We start from the raw sequence: 16,267 nt of genomic DNA, 5'->3' as shown, positions 1-16,267 counted from the left end.
TACGCTTCTTTGCCGCGGCCGTACAATGCCGGGCCAAATTCCAGCCTCTGCAAGGACATAACGGCCACATGCGCACCAGTCAGTTCCTGCTCTCGACCCTCAAAGAAACCCCGTCCGATGCAGTGGTGATCAGTCACCAGCTGATGCTGCGCGCCGGGATGATCCGCAAGCTGGCTTCGGGGCTCTATACCTGGATGCCGATGGGGCTGCGCGCGCTGCGCAAGGCCGAGGCTATCGTGCGTGACGAGATGAACAAGGCCGGGGCCCTGGAAGTGCTGATGCCGGCGATCCAGCCAGCCGAGCTGTGGCAGGAATCCGGGCGCTGGGAGCAGTACGGCCCCGAGCTGCTGCGCCTGAAGGACCGTCATGGGCGCGAGTTCTGCGTCGGCCCGACCCACGAAGAAGTCATCACCGACCTGGCGCGCAACGAGCTGAACAGCTACAAGCAGCTGCCGATCAACTTCTTCCAGATCCAGACCAAGTTCCGCGACGAAATCCGCCCACGCTTCGGCCTGATGCGTGGCCGCGAATTCCTGATGAAGGACGCCTACTCCTTCCACCTGAGCCAGGAATCGCTGCAGGAAACGTATGACCGTATGCACCAGGCATACTGCAACATCTTCACCCGTCTGGGCCTGAACTTCCGCCCGGTGCAGGCCGATACCGGCTCCATCGGCGGCACGGGCTCGCACGAGTTCCACGTGCTGGCCGAATCCGGCGAAGACGATATCGCCTTCAGCGACACCTCCGACTACGCCGCTAACATCGAGAAGGCCGAGGCCATCCCGCGCGAGAGCGAGCGCGCCGCACCTACCGAGGAGCTGCGGCTGGTCGACACGCCGAATGCCAAGACCATCGCCGAGCTGGTCGAGCGGTTCGGTCTGGCCATCGAGAAGACCGTCAAGACGCTGGTCGTACATGGTCTCGAGAAAGGCCAGCTGATCGCCCTGATCGTGCGTGGCGATCACGAACTCAACGAGATCAAGGCCGCGAATCTGGCGCAGGTCGCGAGCCCGCTGGTGTTCGCCTCGGAAGCCGAGATCCGCGCAGCCATCGGTGCAGGCCCCGGCTCGCTGGGCCCGCTGAACCTGCCGATTCCATGCGTCATCGACCGATCGGTCGCGCTGATGAGCGACTTCGGCGCCGGCGCTAACGTCGACGACAAGCACTACTTCGGTCTGAACTGGGAGCGCGATCTGCCGCTGCCTGAGGTCGCTGATCTGCGCAATGTGGTTGCCGGCGACCCGAGCCCGGACGGCCAGGGCAGCCTGGTGATCAAGCGCGGCATCGAGGTCGGTCACATCTTCCAGCTGGGCACCAAGTACAGCGAGGCCATGAACTGCCAGGTCATGGGCGAGAACGGCAAGCCGGCCACGCTGATCATGGGCTGCTACGGCATCGGCGTGTCCCGCGTCGTCGCCGCGGCCATCGAGCAGAACTACGACGAGCGCGGCATTCTCTGGCCGGACGCCCTGGCGCCGTTCCAGATCGCTCTCGTGCCGATGAAGTATGAGAACGAGGCCGTGCGCGAGGCGACCGACAAGCTCTACGCCGACCTGACTGCCGCCGGTTACGAAGTGCTGCTTGACGACCGTGACAAGAAGACCAGTCCGGGCGTCAAATTCGCCGACATGGAGCTGATCGGCATTCCGCATCGCATCGTCATCGGCGATCGCGGCCTGGCCGACGGCACCCTGGAGTACAAGCACCGTCGCGATGCCGAACCGCAGGCGGTCGCTGCCGCTGACATCCTGTCTTTCATCAATTCGCGTGTCGCACGCTGATCGGAAACCATGCTCAACCGACGTGTTGTAGTTTCAACCGGCGCCGCGCTCTGCGCGGCGCTACTGCTTGGCGGCTGCGCCAACCATCTGCCGCAGCGCAGCGAGCACGAGGCCAGGACCGAGCGTAAACCGCTCGACCACAGCCTGCGCATCGAGGTCGGCGAGCCGCCGGTGCTGGAGTTGCCGCAACGGCGCGTCCGCATCCAGGAACAGCGGACCTTCGAGGTTACCGATTTCGAGGTCACCCGCCGTTACGATCGCTACACGCCCTACCAAGCCTGGCGCGAGCTGTACGAGATACCACTCGGGGCGGTCGCCGTGGTCGCCGGCATCGGCGCCAACGTGGTCAACGTCGTACTGTTGGGCAACGTGCCGGAGAGCGCCACCCGCGGCTGGATCAGCTACGGTTTCGCCGGCCTCAACCCCTTCCTCAACGTCGAGTCCAACGGGCGCTCGCAGCAGAACCTCGCCAGTCTCGACGAACAGCGCCGTGATACCCGCCTGGAATACACCAGCCTGCCCTGGGCCGAACGTCCGGTGCGGGTCAGCGCGGGCGAACAGCTCCACGAGCTGAACACCGACCGCAACGGCGTGTTGCACCTCAACCTGCTCGACGGACCGTTTGCCGAGCAGGACATCGGCCCCATCGGCAAGCTGCTGCTGAGCGTCGAGGATGAGCAGGACGGCACGCGCGCCGACGCCGTATTGCTGGTCAGCCACAACTTGCGCGGCAAGCTGCTGGAAGCCCACGACCTGATCTTCGACGATCTCGAAGGTGACGACGTGGCGCAGTGGGTTCATCGCGTCAAACGCCTGTCCGAGCTGGGGCTGGAGGAAGAAGCCAGCGAGCTGGAGCAGAGCCTGATCGAGCTGACGCGGCATGATCCCGAACTGCAGCAGGAGTTTCTCCAGCGCCTGATGCAGGACGCCGGGCGCACCGCCTCGTCGGTGGACAACTGACACCATGCCATGGCGCTGCTGGCTGCTGTCGGCGCTCCTGCTCCTGGCATGCCCGCTCCAGGCCAGCATCCGCCAGGCTCCGGAGCCCGAACTGCGCGAGCTGATGCAGCGCACGGTCGCCGAGGCGGACAGCTTTCAGGACCGTTTCGAGGCCGAGGTCTGGCTGCTCGACATGTCCACCCGCCTCAAGCGCTACATCGCCGACACCGAGGAACGCCTCACCCTGCTGCGCCTGGTACACCGCGAGGCGACCAAGGCCGGGCTGCGTCCCGATCTGGTCATGGCGCTGATCCACGCCGAGAGCCGCTTCGACCGCTTCGCGATTTCCAGCGTCGGCGCTCAGGGCATGATGCAGGTGATGCCGTTCTGGAAAGCCGAACTCGGGCGCCCGCAGGACAACCTCACCGACAACGCCACCAACCTGCGCTACGGCTGCACGATCCTTAGCTACTACCTGCGCAAGGAGAAGGGCGACATCAGCCGTGCGCTCGCCCGCTACAACGGCAGCCTCGGCCAGCAGCGCTACCCGGCGAAAGTGATTGGTTTCTGGCAGGACTTCTGGTACGTGCGCCCCTGAGCGCCGGCGCTCTACTCATCACGCAGTTGCTCGAGCCGGGCCAACAGCTTGTCAGCAGTCTGCTCGCCAACCAGTTGCTCGCGCACCTTGCCCGTGTCGTCGACCAGATAGGTCACCGGCAGTACCGCGCTGCGCGACAGTCGCAGCCGCTCGGCTGGATCCTCGCTGAGCACGCGAAAACGGATTCCCAGCGCCTCGGCCGCCTGCGCCAGCTCCTCTCCCCGCAGCTCGTCGAAGTTGACGCCAAGCACATGCAGGTCCGTGCGGGATTCGGCCAAACGATTCAGCTCGGGAATTTCGGTACGACACGGGCCGCACCACTCCGCCCAGTAATTGATCAGCAGCCAGCGCCCCTGCAATTGCTCGGCGGCCACCAGTTGCCCGTGCTGATCCACACCCCAGTCCTGCTCGCAGCCGCTGACCAGCAGGCCGCCCAGCAGCATCAACAACAGGCCTCTGAACTTGCCCACGTCCGGTACCCCGCCAGAATATTCGATGCCGCTAGCCTGACCCATGCAAGCGCCGCAAGGCAACCATGCGCGCCACCTTTATGTCGGCTCCGCCGACTGCTGCCAGCGAACCGGCGTCTTCGCCGAACTGGGAGCCTAGTCACGCCTGGCGTCGGCAACGTGCACAGTTTTGCCGCCAAGGTGCTGCCTATAATTTCGCACCTACCATCCTCCCTGCCTGCAGCGAAGCCATGTCCCAGCTCCATGACAAACTGATTAGCCCTGTGCCTTCTCACATCGTCGACCAGGCGCCCCTCGCACTCACGGCCTATGAGGGCCGCGTCGCCGAGTTCAACATCGCCAGCTGGCTGCAGCTGCACGGGCAGGCCGGATTGAGCGTTTCCCTGGTGATGAAATACCGCGACGGCCAACAGCGACGCGAAGCCGCCGTGGATCACGGGCGTACCGATAGCAACGGCAGGATCTTGCTGTCTGGCGTCGCGCGCCTGATCGTCAGAAGCCGGATCGAAGATCTGCAGGTGTACCTGCGCGCCGGCGTGGAGATCGAGCAGATGAAGGTCGAGGAACTCTTCGTGCAGGCCGCCGAACGGATCGAAGCGCCAGCACAGCTGATACAAGCGTAGGTTTAGCGCGCCCGCTTTTCCGCCGCAGGCGAATCCCGCTCGACGGGCTCGTCCTGCTTGCACAGGAGGACGAGCGATTCGGGCCAGTGGCTGAAGGTCAGGCCAGTCAGGCGGTTGAGCGACTGCAACGCCACCTCCGGAGCCCGTTGGTGCAGATGGATGACAGTATTGCGTTCGGTCTTCACGGCCACATTCCTTCCTTCGCCTCAGTGCAAGCCTCAGCTAGAAACGTGCCAGCCTGGCTCTGCCGTGCTCCACCTCCGTGCATTAGCAACGTTCAACACAACCGAGATGCCAAAGTGCTATGGCACGAAGGCGGAATCGCTCAGCTACTGACCGTTTTTGTCACCACCGACGCTCAGCCAGTCGGCCAGACTGCCACCGAACAGATTGAGCTGCTCCTGCTGCAGCAGCTCCAGAGAGCGCCGCAGAGTCGGATACCAGGCTTCCGACAACGTCTCGGGCAGCCGCTCCAGCCCAGACAACGGCCACGGGTTGTGGCGCAACAGCTGGTCGAGGCTGTAATGACTGAGGTCGCGACACAGCACCCAACCGCCCGATCCCGTGCGGCAGACCAGCTGTTCGCGCTCGAAGAATTCCAGCAGCTCGTCCCACTCGTCTTCGGGCAGGTGCCAGCCGGCGCGGTGCATGTCACGCAGCGCGAGCTCGCGCCCTTCCTGCTGGCGGTCATAGAGCAACCGCAGCAGCACCAACATCACCAGCAGACGCGGCAGGCGTCGGCGGCGCCACTGCTGCGACGAGGAGAGGCCGCAGACCAGCTCGGCGCCGAACAGCACGATCATCCACGACAGGTAAATCCACAGCAGGAACAACGGCACCGCCGCGAAAGCACCATAGATCAGCTGGTAACTCGGGAAATAGCTGACATACAGGCCGAACAGTTGCTTGGCCGCCTCGAACAGCACCGCGGCGAACAGCCCGCCCGCCAGCGCATGGCGCAGCGGCACCCGGGTATTGGGCACCGCCGCGTAGAGCAAGGTGAAGGCCAGGATGCTGAGCACCAGCGGCATCGCCTTCAGCAGCGTGCCCGCGCCGAGCAACGCATGCGGCCCCGAGATCAGTGCCAGCGAGGCGATGTAGGTACTGGTCGCAAACCCCGCACCGAGGAGCAGCGGGCCGAGGCTGAGAATCGCCCAGTACAGCAGGAAGCTCGACACCCCGCGCCGCGGCTGGCGCACGCGCCAGATGGTGTTGAAGGCCTTCTCGATGGTGAGCAGCATCATCAGCGCGGTCACCATCAGGAATCCGACGCCGAACCAGGTCAGCTGGCGCGCCTGGCTGGTGAACGCAATCAGGTATTCCTGAATCGTCGCTCCGGTGGAGGGAATGAAGTTCTTGAAGATATACAGCTGGATCTGTTCGCCGACGCCCTGGAACGCCGGAATCGCAGAAAGCATGGCGAAGGTGACGGTCATCATCGGCACCACCGCGAACAGGGTGGTGTAGGTCAGCGCCGCCGCACTGTTCGGGCCGCGGTCGGCGACGAAACGCTGCACCAGAAAGCGACAGAACTCCATCAGATTGTCGATGCGCTGCTGCATCCCCGCTCCTTAGCCAACCGGTCGTTTCGAACCGTCCCCCCGGGAGGGTTAGAATGGCCGCCTTCATCGGCGAGGCGCAACCCAAAATGACCGAACTTACCCTCTATCACAACCCGCGCTGCTCGAAATCGCGCGGCGCGCTGGAATTGCTCGAAGCCCGCGGGCTCGAGCCGCACATCGTGCGCTACCTGGAAACCCCGCCCAGCGCCACCGAACTGCGGGCCCTGCTGGCCAAGCTCGGACTGAGCGCGCGGCAACTGCTGCGCAGCGGCGAAGAGGAATACCAGAGCCTCGGCCTGGCCGACCCGAACCTCAGCGACACACAGCTGATCGAGGCAATGGTCGCCCATCCGCGACTGATCGAGCGGCCGATCCTAATCGCCGGCGACAAAGCCGTGGTCGGACGCCCGCCGGAACGCGTGCTGGAGATCCTGCCGTGAGTGCGCCGTACATCCTCGTGCTCTATTACAGCCGTCACGGCGCCACCGCCGAGATGGCTCGGCAGATCGCCCGCGGTATCGAAATGACCGGACTCGAGGCGCGTCTGCGCACGGTGCCGGCGATATCCAGCGAATGCGAAGCGGTGGCGCCGAGCATTCCGCACGACGGCGCGCTCTACGCCACGCTGGACGATCTGAAGCACTGCGCCGGCGTTGCGCTCGGCAGCCCGACGCGCTTTGGCAACATGGCCGCCCCGCTCAAGTACTTCCTCGACGGCACCAGCAGCCTGTGGCTGACCGGCGAGCTGGTCGGCAAGCCCGCCGCAGTGTTCACCTCCACCGCCAGCCTGCACGGCGGCCAGGAGAGCACGCTGCTGTCGATGCTGCTGCCGCTGCTGCATCACGGCATGCTGGTTCTGGGCCTGCCCTACAGCGAGAACGCCCTGCTGGAAACCCGTGGCGGCGGCACGCCATATGGCGCCAGCCACCATGCCGGTGCCGACGGCAAGCGGGCGCTCGATACGCATGAAACCGCCCTCTGCCGCGCACTCGGCCAGCGCCTGGCGCAGACTGCACAGCGTCTGGAGGCATCCCGTGGCTAAAGCGCGCAAGCCCCTGCCGGCCCTCGATTGGCTGGCGCCACGACTGAAGTTCGCCCGCGTCGCCAGTCTCGCCAGCTTTGTCGCCCTCGCGGCGCTGCTGACGATCTGGAACCTCGTCTTCGCCGACCTGCACGGCGCGCGCACCTGGGTGGTGATCGGCATCCAGCTGCTCCCGCTGCTGCTGGTCGCACCGGGCATGATCCTCGGCAGCCCACGGGCGCACGCCTGGACCTGCTTCATCGTGAATATCTACTTCCTCCAGGGTGTGCTCGCCGCAATCGATCCGCATCGCATGCTCTACGGCTGGCTGGAGGCACTGCTCAGTCTGACCCTGTTCACCTCGGCGCTGCTGTATACGCGCTGGGCCTACCAGTACCAACGCAAGCTGGCCGGCGAACCCTGACAGGCTGCTGAACATCGGCTGCGGCGGGCGGCTGCCGCATGGCACTCGCCATCGGCACGGCGGCGCGCCAGACTGCAAATTCCCTCAATCGCCCGGAGCATTCCATGAGCAGAACCATTCTCATCGTCGGCGCCTCGCGCGGCCTCGGTCTCGGCCTGGCGCGGCAGTTCTCCAGCCAGGGCTGGCAAGTGATCGCCACCGTGCGCGATCCGGCACGCGCCGATGCGCTCAAGGCGCTGGCCGGCGTGCGGATCGAAGCGCTGGAGCTGGACGATGCCGACAGCCTCGAACGACTCGCACAGCGTCTGGCGGGCACGCAGCTCGATGTGCTCTACGTCAACGCCGGTATCGCCGGCCCGCAGGGCAAGCCCGCCACCGCGGCCAGCCAGATGGAAGTCGGCCAGCTGTTCTTCACCAATGCGGTCGCGCCGGTGCGCCTGGCCGAGCGGCTGCTGCCGCTGGTGGAGCAGAAACAGGGCGTCATCGTCTTCATGAGTTCCATCCTCGGCAGCGTCGAAACCGGCCCCGGCATGGGCATGCCGCTGTACGGCGCCAGCAAGGCCGCACTCAACCACCTGACGCGTTCCTTCGTCGCCGGCCTGGGCGAAAGCACGCTGACGGTGCTGTCGATGCATCCGGGCTGGGTGAAGACCGACATGGGCGGCAGCGAGGCGCCGCTGGATATCGAGACCAGCACGCGCGGCATGACCGAGCAGGTAATCCGCGCCATCGGCCAGGGCGGTCATCGCTACCTCGACTTCCAGGGCAATCCGCTACCCTGGTGATTCGCTCGCGACCGGACGCGGTCCGGTCGCAGCCTCCCCTACCCTGGCACCGACGGTCGACAAGTCCGTACACCGCGGCTATCGTTCGCCCCCGGATGCTCGCCACGGCGACACCCCCTGGATCAGCAGACAGGGCATAACTGAGCTGGCTACTCTGAACTCAACCCTTCAGGAGAAAGCCGGCCATGCCTGCTGACCGTATCTGGATCAAGAATCCCCTCGCCCTGTTCACCGCCAACGATAGCCAGGCCCCCGGCGGGCTGGTGGTCGAAAACGGCGTCATCGTCGAAATGCTCGCCGCCGGGGCCTCGCCGGCGCAGCCGGTGAGCGAGACCTTCGATGCCCGCGAGCACGTCGTGCTGCCGGGGCTGGTCAACACCCATCACCACTTCTACCAGACGCTCACCCGTGCCTGGGGGCCGGTGGTCAACGAGCCGCTGTTCAACTGGCTGCTGACGCTCTACCCGGTCTGGGCCCGGCTCACGCCGCGAGCGCTGGAGCTGGCAAGCAAGGTGGCGCTGGCCGAACTGCTGTTGTCCGGCTGCACCACCGCCGCCGACCACCACTACCTGTTCCCGGCGGGGCTCGAGGAGGCGATCGACATCCAGGTCGAGTCCGTCCGCGAGCTGGGCATGCGCGCCATGCTGACGCGCGGCTCGATGAACCTGTCCAAGGAGAACGGCGGCCTGCCGTGCAAGAGCGTGGTGCAGGATGCCGAAACGATCCTCGCCGACAGCGAGCGACTGATCGAGCGCTACCACGAGCGCGGCGACGGCGCGCAGATTCAGATTGCCCTGGCACCCTGCTCGCCGTTCTCGGTGACCACCGACATCATGCGCGCCTGCGCCGAGCTGGCAGAGGCCCGCGACGTGCGCCTGCATACCCACCTGGCCGAGACGCTGGACGAGCAGGAGTTCTGCGCGCAGCGCTTCGGCATGCGCACCGTGGACTACCTGCAGAGTGTCGGCTGGCTCGGCCCGAGGACCTGGCTGGCGCATGGCATCCATTTCAACCAGGTGGAAATCCATCGCCTGGGCGCGGCCGGTGTCGGCATCTGTCATTGCCCGAGCTCCAACATGCGCCTGGCCTCGGGCATCTGCCACACGCTGGAGCTGGAAGACAAGGGCGCCATCATCGGCCTGGGCGTCGACGGCTCGGCCTCCAACGACGCCTCCAACATGATGCTCGAAGCGCGCCAGGCGCTGTTCATCGGACGCCTGCGCTACGGTGCGGCGAAGATCACGCCCGAGAAGGTGCTCGGCTGGGCGACGCGCGGTTCGGCGCGGCTGCTCGGACGCAACGACATCGGCGAGCTGGCGGTCGGCAAGCAGGCCGACCTCGCCCTGTTCAAGCTCGACGAACTGCGCTTCTCCGGCAGCCACGATCCCATCGCCGCGCTGCTGCTGTGCGCGGCCGATCGCGCCGACCGGGTGATGGTCGGCGGCCGCTGGCGGGTGATCGACGGTCAGATCGAAGGTCTGGATGTCGCCGGGCTGATCGCCGATCACCGCCAGGCGGCGCGCGAGCTGATCGCCGACTGACCACGCACTCCGCAACCGGGACGACGTCGGCATGGCGTTCGCTCGCGGTTGCGGACCTGCTGTCAAAAGCCGTCACCGACGTGGCGCAGACGGCTTTACTTGCTGTTAGTAACGCTCGTCCACTGCTGTATGGCTGTTGGCCGCCAGGTGCGCTCGTCCGTCACATTGACTTTTCAGTCAATTTTTCTTGACCGAAAAGTCAGTTAATACTAATTTTTCGCTCCAGGCGCTATCCGAGAGCCAAGAACAAGAAAGCGGAGGTCTACCTTGATCCAGTTTCTGCTCAATCGCGAGCTGCGCAGCGAGCGCACGCTCGACCCCAACACCACGGTGCTGCAATACCTGCGCGAGCACCGTGGCAAGACCGGTACCAAGGAGGGCTGCGCCTCCGGCGACTGTGGCGCCTGCACCGTGGTGGTCGGCGAACTGGTCGGTGAACGCCTGCGCTACCGCACCCTCAACTCCTGCCTGACCTTCGTCTCCGCGCTGCACGGCAAGCAGCTGATCAGCGTCGAGGATCTCAAGCACCAGGGCCGTCTGCACAGCGTGCAGCAGGCGATGGTCGACTGCCACGGCTCGCAGTGCGGCTTCTGCACGCCGGGCTTCGTCATGAGCCTGTTCGCCTTGCAGAAGAATGCCGCCGCGGTGAACGAGTACGACCCCCACCAGACCCACGAAGCGCTGGCCGGCAACCTTTGCCGCTGCACCGGCTACCGGCCGATCCTCGCCGCCGCCGAACAGGCCTGCACCCATCCCGAGGCGGACCAGTTCGACGCAGAAGAAGCCGAGACCATCGCTCAGCTCAAGGCCATCGCGCCGCGTGAAATGGCCGAGCTCAGCGATGGCGACAAGCGCTGCCTGTCGCCACTGACCGTCGCCGAATTGGCCGAGGTCTACGCCGCCAACCCGGACGCGCGACTGCTTGCCGGAGGCACCGACCTGGCGCTGGAAGTCACCCAGTTCCATCGCGCGCTGCCGCTGCTGATCCACGTCGGTCAGGTCGCCGAGATGAAGCAGGTGGTAATCACCGACCGCCATATCGAGATCGGCGCCGCCGCGCCGCTGACCGACTGCTACGCCGCGCTGGCCGCCGACTACCCGGATTTCGGCGAGCTGCTGCAACGCTTTGCCTCCCTGCAGATCCGCAACCAGGGTACGCTGGGCGGCAACATCGGCAACGCCTCGCCCATCGGCGATTCGCCGCCGCTGCTGATCGCCCTCGGCGCCGAGATTGTCCTGCGCCACGGCGCCGACACGCGCACCTTGCCGCTGCAGGATTTCTTCCTCGACTACAAGGTCACCGCGCGTCAGCCCGGCGAGTTCATCGAGAAGGTGCGGGTGCCGCGCGCGACGCCGCAGCGGCTGTTCCGCGCGTACAAGGTCTCCAAGCGCCTGGACGACGACATTTCCGCCGTCTGCGCCGCCTTCGATCTGCAGCTCGAAGGCGGCGTGATCGCCGATGCCCGCGTCGCCTTCGGCGGCATGGCGGCGATTCCCAAACGCGCTGCGGCCTGCGAGGCGACGCTCAAGGGCGCACCGTGGAACCAGCAGACCGTGGAGGCGGCCTGCGATGCGCTGGCCGAAGACTTCACCCCGCTGACCGACTTCCGTGCCAGCCGCGAGTACCGCCTGCTGGTGGCGCAGAACCTGCTGCGCAAATGTTTCCTCGAACAACAAGCGTCCAAGACCGAGACGAGGGTGACCGCATATGTCTAACCACAGCCTTGCCAAGACCCAGGAAGAACTCATCGCCCTGTTCAAGCAGGACCTGGTCACCGGTGTCGGTCGCAGCGTCAAGCACGACAGCGCACCCAAGCACGTCTCCGGCGAAGCGGTGTACGTCGACGACCGCCTGGAGTTCCCCAACCAGCTGCACGTCTATGCCCGCATGAGCGACCGTGCCCATGCCCGTATCGTGCGCATCGACACTTCGCCCTGCTACCAGATTCCGGGCGTGGCCATCGCCATCACCGCCGAGGACGTCCCCGGTCAGCTGGACATCGGCCCGGTGGTCGCCGGCGACCCGCTGCTGGCCGACGGCAAGGTGGAGTACATCGGCCAGCCGGTGATCGCCGTGGCTGCCGACAGCCTGGAAACCGCGCGCAAGGCGGCCATGGCCGCAATCATCGAATACGAGGATCTGGAGCCGGTGCTCGACGTGGTCGAGGCGCTGCGCAAGAAGCACTTCGTACTGGATAGTCACACCCACCAGCGCGGCGACTCGGCCAGCGCCCTGGCCAGCGCACCGCGCCGGCTGCAGGGCACGCTGCACATCGGCGGTCAGGAGCACTTCTACCTGGAGACGCAGATTTCCTCGGTGATGCCCACCGAGGATGGCGGCATGATCGTCTACACCTCGACGCAGAACCCCACCGAGGTGCAGAAGCTTGTGGCCGAAGTGCTCGGCGTGCCGATGAACAAGATCGTCATCGACATGCGCCGCATGGGCGGCGGCTTCGGCGGCAAGGAAACCCAGGCCTCGATGCCGGCCTGCCTGTGCGCGGTGATCGCGTACCTCACCGGTCGGCCGACCAAGATGCGCCTGCCGCGCATGGAAGACATGACCATGACCGGCAAGCGCCACCCGTTCTATGTCGAGTACGACGTCGGCTTCGACGACGACGGCCTGCTGCACGGCATCCAGATCGATCTTGCCGGCAACTGCGGCTACTCGCCGGATCTGTCCGGTTCGATCGTCGACCGCGCCATGTTCCACTCCGACAACGCCTATTACCTGGGCGATGCCACCATCCACGGCCACCGCTGCAAGACCAACCTCGCCTCGAACACCGCCTACCGCGGCTTCGGCGGCCCGCAAGGGATGGTAGCCATCGAGGAGATCATGGACGCTATCGCCCGCGAGCTGGGCAAGGACCCGCTCGACGTGCGCAAGCGCAACTACTACGGCAAGACCGAACGCAACGTTACGCCCTATTACCAGACCGTCGAGCACAACATGCTCGAGGAGATGACCGCCGAGCTGGAGGCCAGCAGCGAGTACACCCGCCGCCGCGAAGAGATCCGCGCGTTCAATGCCACAAGCCCGATCCTGAAGAAGGGCCTGGCGCTGACCCCGGTGAAGTTCGGAATCAGCTTCACCGCGAGCTTCCTCAACCAGGCCGGCGCGCTGGTGCACGTCTACACCGACGGCAGCATCCACCTGAACCACGGCGGCACCGAGATGGGCCAGGGCCTCAACACCAAGGTCGCGCAGGTGGTGGCCGAGGTGTTCCAGGTCGACATCGAGCGCATCCAGATCACCGCCACCAACACCGACAAGGTGCCCAACACCTCGCCGACGGCCGCCTCCAGCGGCGCCGACCTCAACGGCAAGGCGGCGCAGAACGCGGCGCTGACCATCAAGCAACGGCTGGTCGAGTTCGCCGCGCGGCACTGGAACGTCACCGAGGAGGATGTCGAATTCCGTAACGGCCAGGTACGCATCCGCGACCAGTACGTGTCGTTCGAGGAGTTGATCCAGCAGGCCTATTTCGGCCAGGTCTCGCTGTCGTCCACCGGCTTCTACCGCACGCCGAAGATCTACTACGACCGCAGCCAGGCGCGCGGGCGGCCGTTCTACTACTTCGCCTATGGTGCGGCCTGCTCGGAAGTGATCGTCGATACCCTGACCGGCGAATACAAGATGCTGCGCAGCGACATCCTGCATGACGTCGGCGCCTCGCTGAACCCGGCCATCGACATCGGCCAGGTCGAAGGCGGCTTCGTCCAGGGCCTGGGTTGGCTGACCATGGAAGAGCTGGTGTGGAACGACAAGGGCAAGCTGATGACCAACGGCCCGGCGAGCTACAAGATCCCGGCGGTCGCCGACATGCCGCTGGACCTGCGCGTCAAGCTGGTGGAGAACCGCAAGAACCCCGAAGACACCGTGTTCCACTCCAAGGCCGTCGGCGAGCCGCCGTTCATGCTCGGCATCTCGGTCTGGTGCGCGATCAAGGATGCCGTGGCGAGCCTGGCCGACTACCGGGCGCAGCCGCAGATCGACGCCCCGGCGACGCCCGAGCGCGTGCTCTGGGGCGTGGAGCAGATGCGCAAGTTGAAGCAACAGGCGGCGTCCATACCGGAGCCTGCAATGGAAGCCGCGCACTGACCCGTAGGGTGGACAACGCTCCGCTTGTCCACCACGGTCGCAACACGAATGTTCCGGTGGAAAACGCTTCGCGGTTTTCCACGGGGCGGCCACCTGCACTACGAAGGACCAAGCAATGAGCAACCTGTCCTGGATCGACGCACTCGCCGAACTGCAACAAAAAGGCGAACCCTGCGTGCTGGTCACCATCGTCGAGGAGCGCGGCTCGACGCCGCGCAATGCCGGCTCGAAGATGGTGGTCACCGGCGAGCGCCTGTACGACACCATCGGCGGCGGCCACCTGGAATACCGCGTGCAGCAGATTGCCCGCGAGATGCTGGCAAGCCGCAGTCGCGAGACGCGCCTGGAGCGCTTCGCTCTCGGCGCCAGCCTCGGCCAGTGCTGCGGCGGAGCGGCCGTCGTGCTGTTCGAGCCGATGGGGCAGCCGCAGGCGCACATTGCCGTGTTCGGTGCCGGCCATGTCGGCCGCGCGCTGGTGCCGTTGCTGGCCAGCCTGCCGTGCAAGGTGCGCTGGATCGACTCGCGCGAGAACGAATTCCCCGCCGAAATTCCGCGCGGTGTGGAAAAGGTGGTCAACGACGATGTGGTCGAGGAAGTCGACGACATGCCTCCCGGCAGCTATTTCATCGTCATGACGCATAATCACCAGCTCGATCTGGAGCTGACCGCGGCCATCCTCGAACGCAACGATTTCACCTACTACGGGCTGATCGGCTCGCAGAGCAAGCGCGCCAAGTTCGAGCATCGCCTGCGCGACCGCGGCTTCCAGCCGGAAACCGTGCAACGCATGCGCTGCCCGATGGGTATCGCCGAGGTTAAGGGCAAGCTGCCGGTGGAGATCGCCGTGTCCATCGCCGGCGAGGTGATCGCCACCTACAACGCGCATTTCGGTGAAAAGCGCGGCGAGAAGCGCGAAGGCGGCGAAAAACCCATCCCCATGCTGGTCCCGGCCTCGCGCCGCGGCTGAATCCACAAACGCTACCGGCGGCAGCGGACTTGCGCGTGAACAGGCTGGCGCCCGTCACGTCAGGACGCTGCCGCGCGTGCAGAAGAACGACAGCGAAGAGAACACCATGTCCCGCACCCAAGCCTACCGTGCCGCCCTGCTCCACTGCCTCGCCGACCCACGCGAAGTGGGCATCGAGCAATCCCACGAATACTTCGAGGACGGCCTGCTGGTCGTCGAGGACGGCAAGGTCGCGCGCATCGGCGCCGCCAGCGAACTGCTGCCGGCGCTGCCGGCGGGCAGCGAAGTCATCGAATACCCGAACGCGCTGATCACCCCGGGCTTCATCGACACCCACATCCACTACCCGCAGACCGGCATGATCGCCTCCTACGGCGAGCAGCTGCTGGACTGGCTCAACACCTACACCTTCCCCACCGAACGCGCCTTCGCCGACCCGGCTCACGCCGGCGAGGTCGCCGAGGTCTTCCTGAACGAACTGCTGCGCAACGGCACCACCACTGCGCTGGTGTTCGGCAGCGTGCACAAGCAGTCGGTGGATGCCTTCTTCGCGGCCTGCGAGAAGCGCAACCTGCGGATGATCGCCGGCAAGGTGCTGATGGACCGCAACGCCCCGGACTACCTGACCGACACCGCCGAATCGGGCTATGCCGACAGCCGCGAGCTGATCGAGCGCTGGCACGGCAAGGGCCGCCTGCACTACGCCGTCACCCCGCGCTTCGCGCCGACCAGCACGCCGGAGCAACTGGCGCTGGCCGGCCAGCTGTTCAAGGAATACCAGGGCCTCTACATGCACACCCACCTCTCCGAGAACCGCAAGGAGATCGAATGGGTGCGCGAGCTGTTCCCGGCGCGCAAGGGCTACCTGGACGTCTACGACCACCACGGGCTGATCGGCGCGCGCGCGGTATTCGCCCACGGCGTGCACCTGTGCGACGACGAGTGCCGGCGCCTGGGCGAAACCGGTTCGGCGGTGGCGTTCTGCCCGACCTCCAACCTGTTCCTCGGCAGCGGCCTGTTCGATCTGGAAAAGGTCGAGGGCTTCGGCGTGCGCGTCGGCCTGGGCACCGATGTCGGCGCCGGCACCAGCTTCTCGCAGCTGCAGTCGCTGAACGAGGCCTACAAGGTGATGCAGCTGCAGGGCAAGAAGCTCGATCCGTTCAAGTCCCTGTATCTCGCCACCCTCGGCGGCGCGCGGGCGCTGTATCTGGACGACCAGATCGGCAACCTGCAACCGGGCAAGGACGCCGACTTCGTGGTGCTCGATTACCAGGCCACGCCGCTGATCGACTACCGCCTGCGCCAGGCCAAGACGCTGGAAGAAAAACTCTTCGCCCTGATGATGCTCGGCGACGACCGCGCCGTGAAGGAAACCTACGCCGCCGGCGTGTCGGTGCACCGCAAAGCCTGAAGCGAAAAAGCCGCTCTGCATTGCGCAAGAGCGG

Annotated in this window: 16 protein-coding genes; 13 read left to right on the top strand and 3 right to left on the bottom strand. The window is 65.7% G+C overall.

The annotated features are described in order from the left end of the window. Positions 1-68: 68 nt before the first annotated feature. The 3 genes from U8L64_RS04085 to U8L64_RS04075 are packed head-to-tail and all read left to right on the top strand — an operon-like array spanning position 69 to position 3,321. Positions 69-1,784 (top strand): proline--tRNA ligase, encoded by a 1,716-nt coding sequence (locus tag U8L64_RS04085; protein WP_043297574.1) that lies wholly within the window; start codon positions 69-71, stop codon positions 1,782-1,784. A 9-nt stretch (positions 1,785-1,793) separates the two neighbouring features. Further along, positions 1,794-2,744 carry a hypothetical protein gene (locus tag U8L64_RS04080; RefSeq protein WP_043297573.1) on the top strand — a complete coding sequence of 317 codons (951 nt, stop codon included), beginning with the start codon at positions 1,794-1,796 and terminating at the stop codon, positions 2,742-2,744. Between the two features lie 4 nt (positions 2,745-2,748). Beyond that, positions 2,749-3,321 (top strand): lytic transglycosylase domain-containing protein, encoded by a 573-nt coding sequence (locus tag U8L64_RS04075; protein ID WP_043297571.1) that lies wholly within the window; start codon positions 2,749-2,751, stop codon positions 3,319-3,321. Positions 3,322-3,332: 11 nt separating this feature from the next. Here the strand turns inward: U8L64_RS04075 and U8L64_RS04070 are convergent, their stop codons facing one another. After that, positions 3,333-3,764 carry a TlpA family protein disulfide reductase gene (locus U8L64_RS04070; protein WP_043297777.1) on the bottom strand — a complete coding sequence of 144 codons (432 nt, stop codon included), beginning with the start codon at positions 3,762-3,764 and terminating at the stop codon, positions 3,333-3,335. A 257-nt stretch (positions 3,765-4,021) separates the two neighbouring features. Between U8L64_RS04070 and U8L64_RS04065 the strand changes: the two genes are divergently transcribed. Further along, complete coding sequence (locus U8L64_RS04065) at positions 4,022-4,414, top strand: hypothetical protein (RefSeq protein ID WP_054094992.1); 393 nt, start codon at positions 4,022-4,024, stop codon at positions 4,412-4,414. Between the two features lie 2 nt (positions 4,415-4,416). On the opposite strand, the gene U8L64_RS04060 is transcribed toward U8L64_RS04065, so the two are convergent. Both U8L64_RS04060 and U8L64_RS04055 read right to left on the bottom strand, forming a co-directional pair. Next, positions 4,417-4,599: a hypothetical protein gene (locus tag U8L64_RS04060; RefSeq protein WP_138300295.1), complete on the bottom strand. Its 183-nt coding sequence runs from the start codon at positions 4,597-4,599 to the stop codon at positions 4,417-4,419. A gap of 144 nt (positions 4,600-4,743) precedes the next feature. After that, positions 4,744-5,976, bottom strand: coding sequence for a virulence factor BrkB family protein (locus tag U8L64_RS04055; RefSeq protein ID WP_043297567.1), 1,233 nt, complete (start codon positions 5,974-5,976; stop codon positions 4,744-4,746). A gap of 86 nt (positions 5,977-6,062) precedes the next feature. Here U8L64_RS04055 and arsC point away from each other — a divergent pair, with 86 nt between their 5' ends. The 9 genes from arsC (at position 6,063) to guaD (ending at position 16,233) form a co-directional block, all read left to right on the top strand. After that, positions 6,063-6,416, top strand: a complete 354-nt coding sequence (arsC, locus tag U8L64_RS04050; protein WP_043297776.1) for an arsenate reductase (glutaredoxin) — start codon at positions 6,063-6,065, stop codon at positions 6,414-6,416. Beyond that, positions 6,413-7,018 carry an NAD(P)H:quinone oxidoreductase gene (gene wrbA, locus U8L64_RS04045; RefSeq protein WP_333394250.1) on the top strand — a complete coding sequence of 202 codons (606 nt, stop codon included), beginning with the start codon at positions 6,413-6,415 and terminating at the stop codon, positions 7,016-7,018. The genes arsC and wrbA overlap by 4 nt, the downstream gene beginning before the upstream one ends. Next, the gene (locus U8L64_RS04040; protein ID WP_054094993.1) at positions 7,011-7,421 is read left to right on the top strand and encodes a DUF2069 domain-containing protein; all 411 of its coding nucleotides are present in this window, start codon (positions 7,011-7,013) and stop codon (positions 7,419-7,421) included. The genes wrbA and U8L64_RS04040 overlap by 8 nt, the downstream gene beginning before the upstream one ends. Positions 7,422-7,525: 104 nt before the next feature. After that, complete coding sequence (locus tag U8L64_RS04035; protein WP_333394246.1) at positions 7,526-8,206, top strand: SDR family oxidoreductase; 681 nt, start codon at positions 7,526-7,528, stop codon at positions 8,204-8,206. A gap of 185 nt (positions 8,207-8,391) precedes the next feature. Next, a complete protein-coding gene (locus U8L64_RS04030; protein ID WP_333394244.1) occupies positions 8,392-9,747 on the top strand; it encodes an 8-oxoguanine deaminase in 1,356 nt (451 codons plus the stop codon). Positions 9,748-10,014: 267 nt separating this feature from the next. After that, positions 10,015-11,463, top strand: a complete 1,449-nt coding sequence (xdhA, locus tag U8L64_RS04025; RefSeq protein ID WP_077683779.1) for a xanthine dehydrogenase small subunit — start codon at positions 10,015-10,017, stop codon at positions 11,461-11,463. Then, positions 11,456-13,855 (top strand): xanthine dehydrogenase molybdopterin binding subunit, encoded by a 2,400-nt coding sequence (gene xdhB / locus U8L64_RS04020; RefSeq protein WP_333394242.1) that lies wholly within the window; start codon positions 11,456-11,458, stop codon positions 13,853-13,855. Before xdhA ends, xdhB begins: the two co-directional genes overlap by 8 nt. A gap of 124 nt (positions 13,856-13,979) precedes the next feature. Continuing rightward, positions 13,980-14,822, top strand: coding sequence for a xanthine dehydrogenase accessory protein XdhC (gene xdhC / locus U8L64_RS04015; protein WP_175415099.1), 843 nt, complete (start codon positions 13,980-13,982; stop codon positions 14,820-14,822). A gap of 106 nt (positions 14,823-14,928) precedes the next feature. Further along, positions 14,929-16,233 carry a guanine deaminase gene (gene guaD, locus U8L64_RS04010; protein ID WP_333394239.1) on the top strand — a complete coding sequence of 435 codons (1,305 nt, stop codon included), beginning with the start codon at positions 14,929-14,931 and terminating at the stop codon, positions 16,231-16,233. Positions 16,234-16,267: the final 34 nt, after the last annotated feature.

Source organism: Pseudomonas sp. FIP_A4, from assembly GCF_036701605.1.
GTDB classification, from domain to species: Bacteria; Pseudomonadota; Gammaproteobacteria; order Pseudomonadales; family Pseudomonadaceae; genus Stutzerimonas; species Stutzerimonas phenolilytica.
The sequence above is the reverse complement of the archived record's forward strand: the minus strand, read 5'-3'. Positions and strand labels throughout refer to the sequence as shown.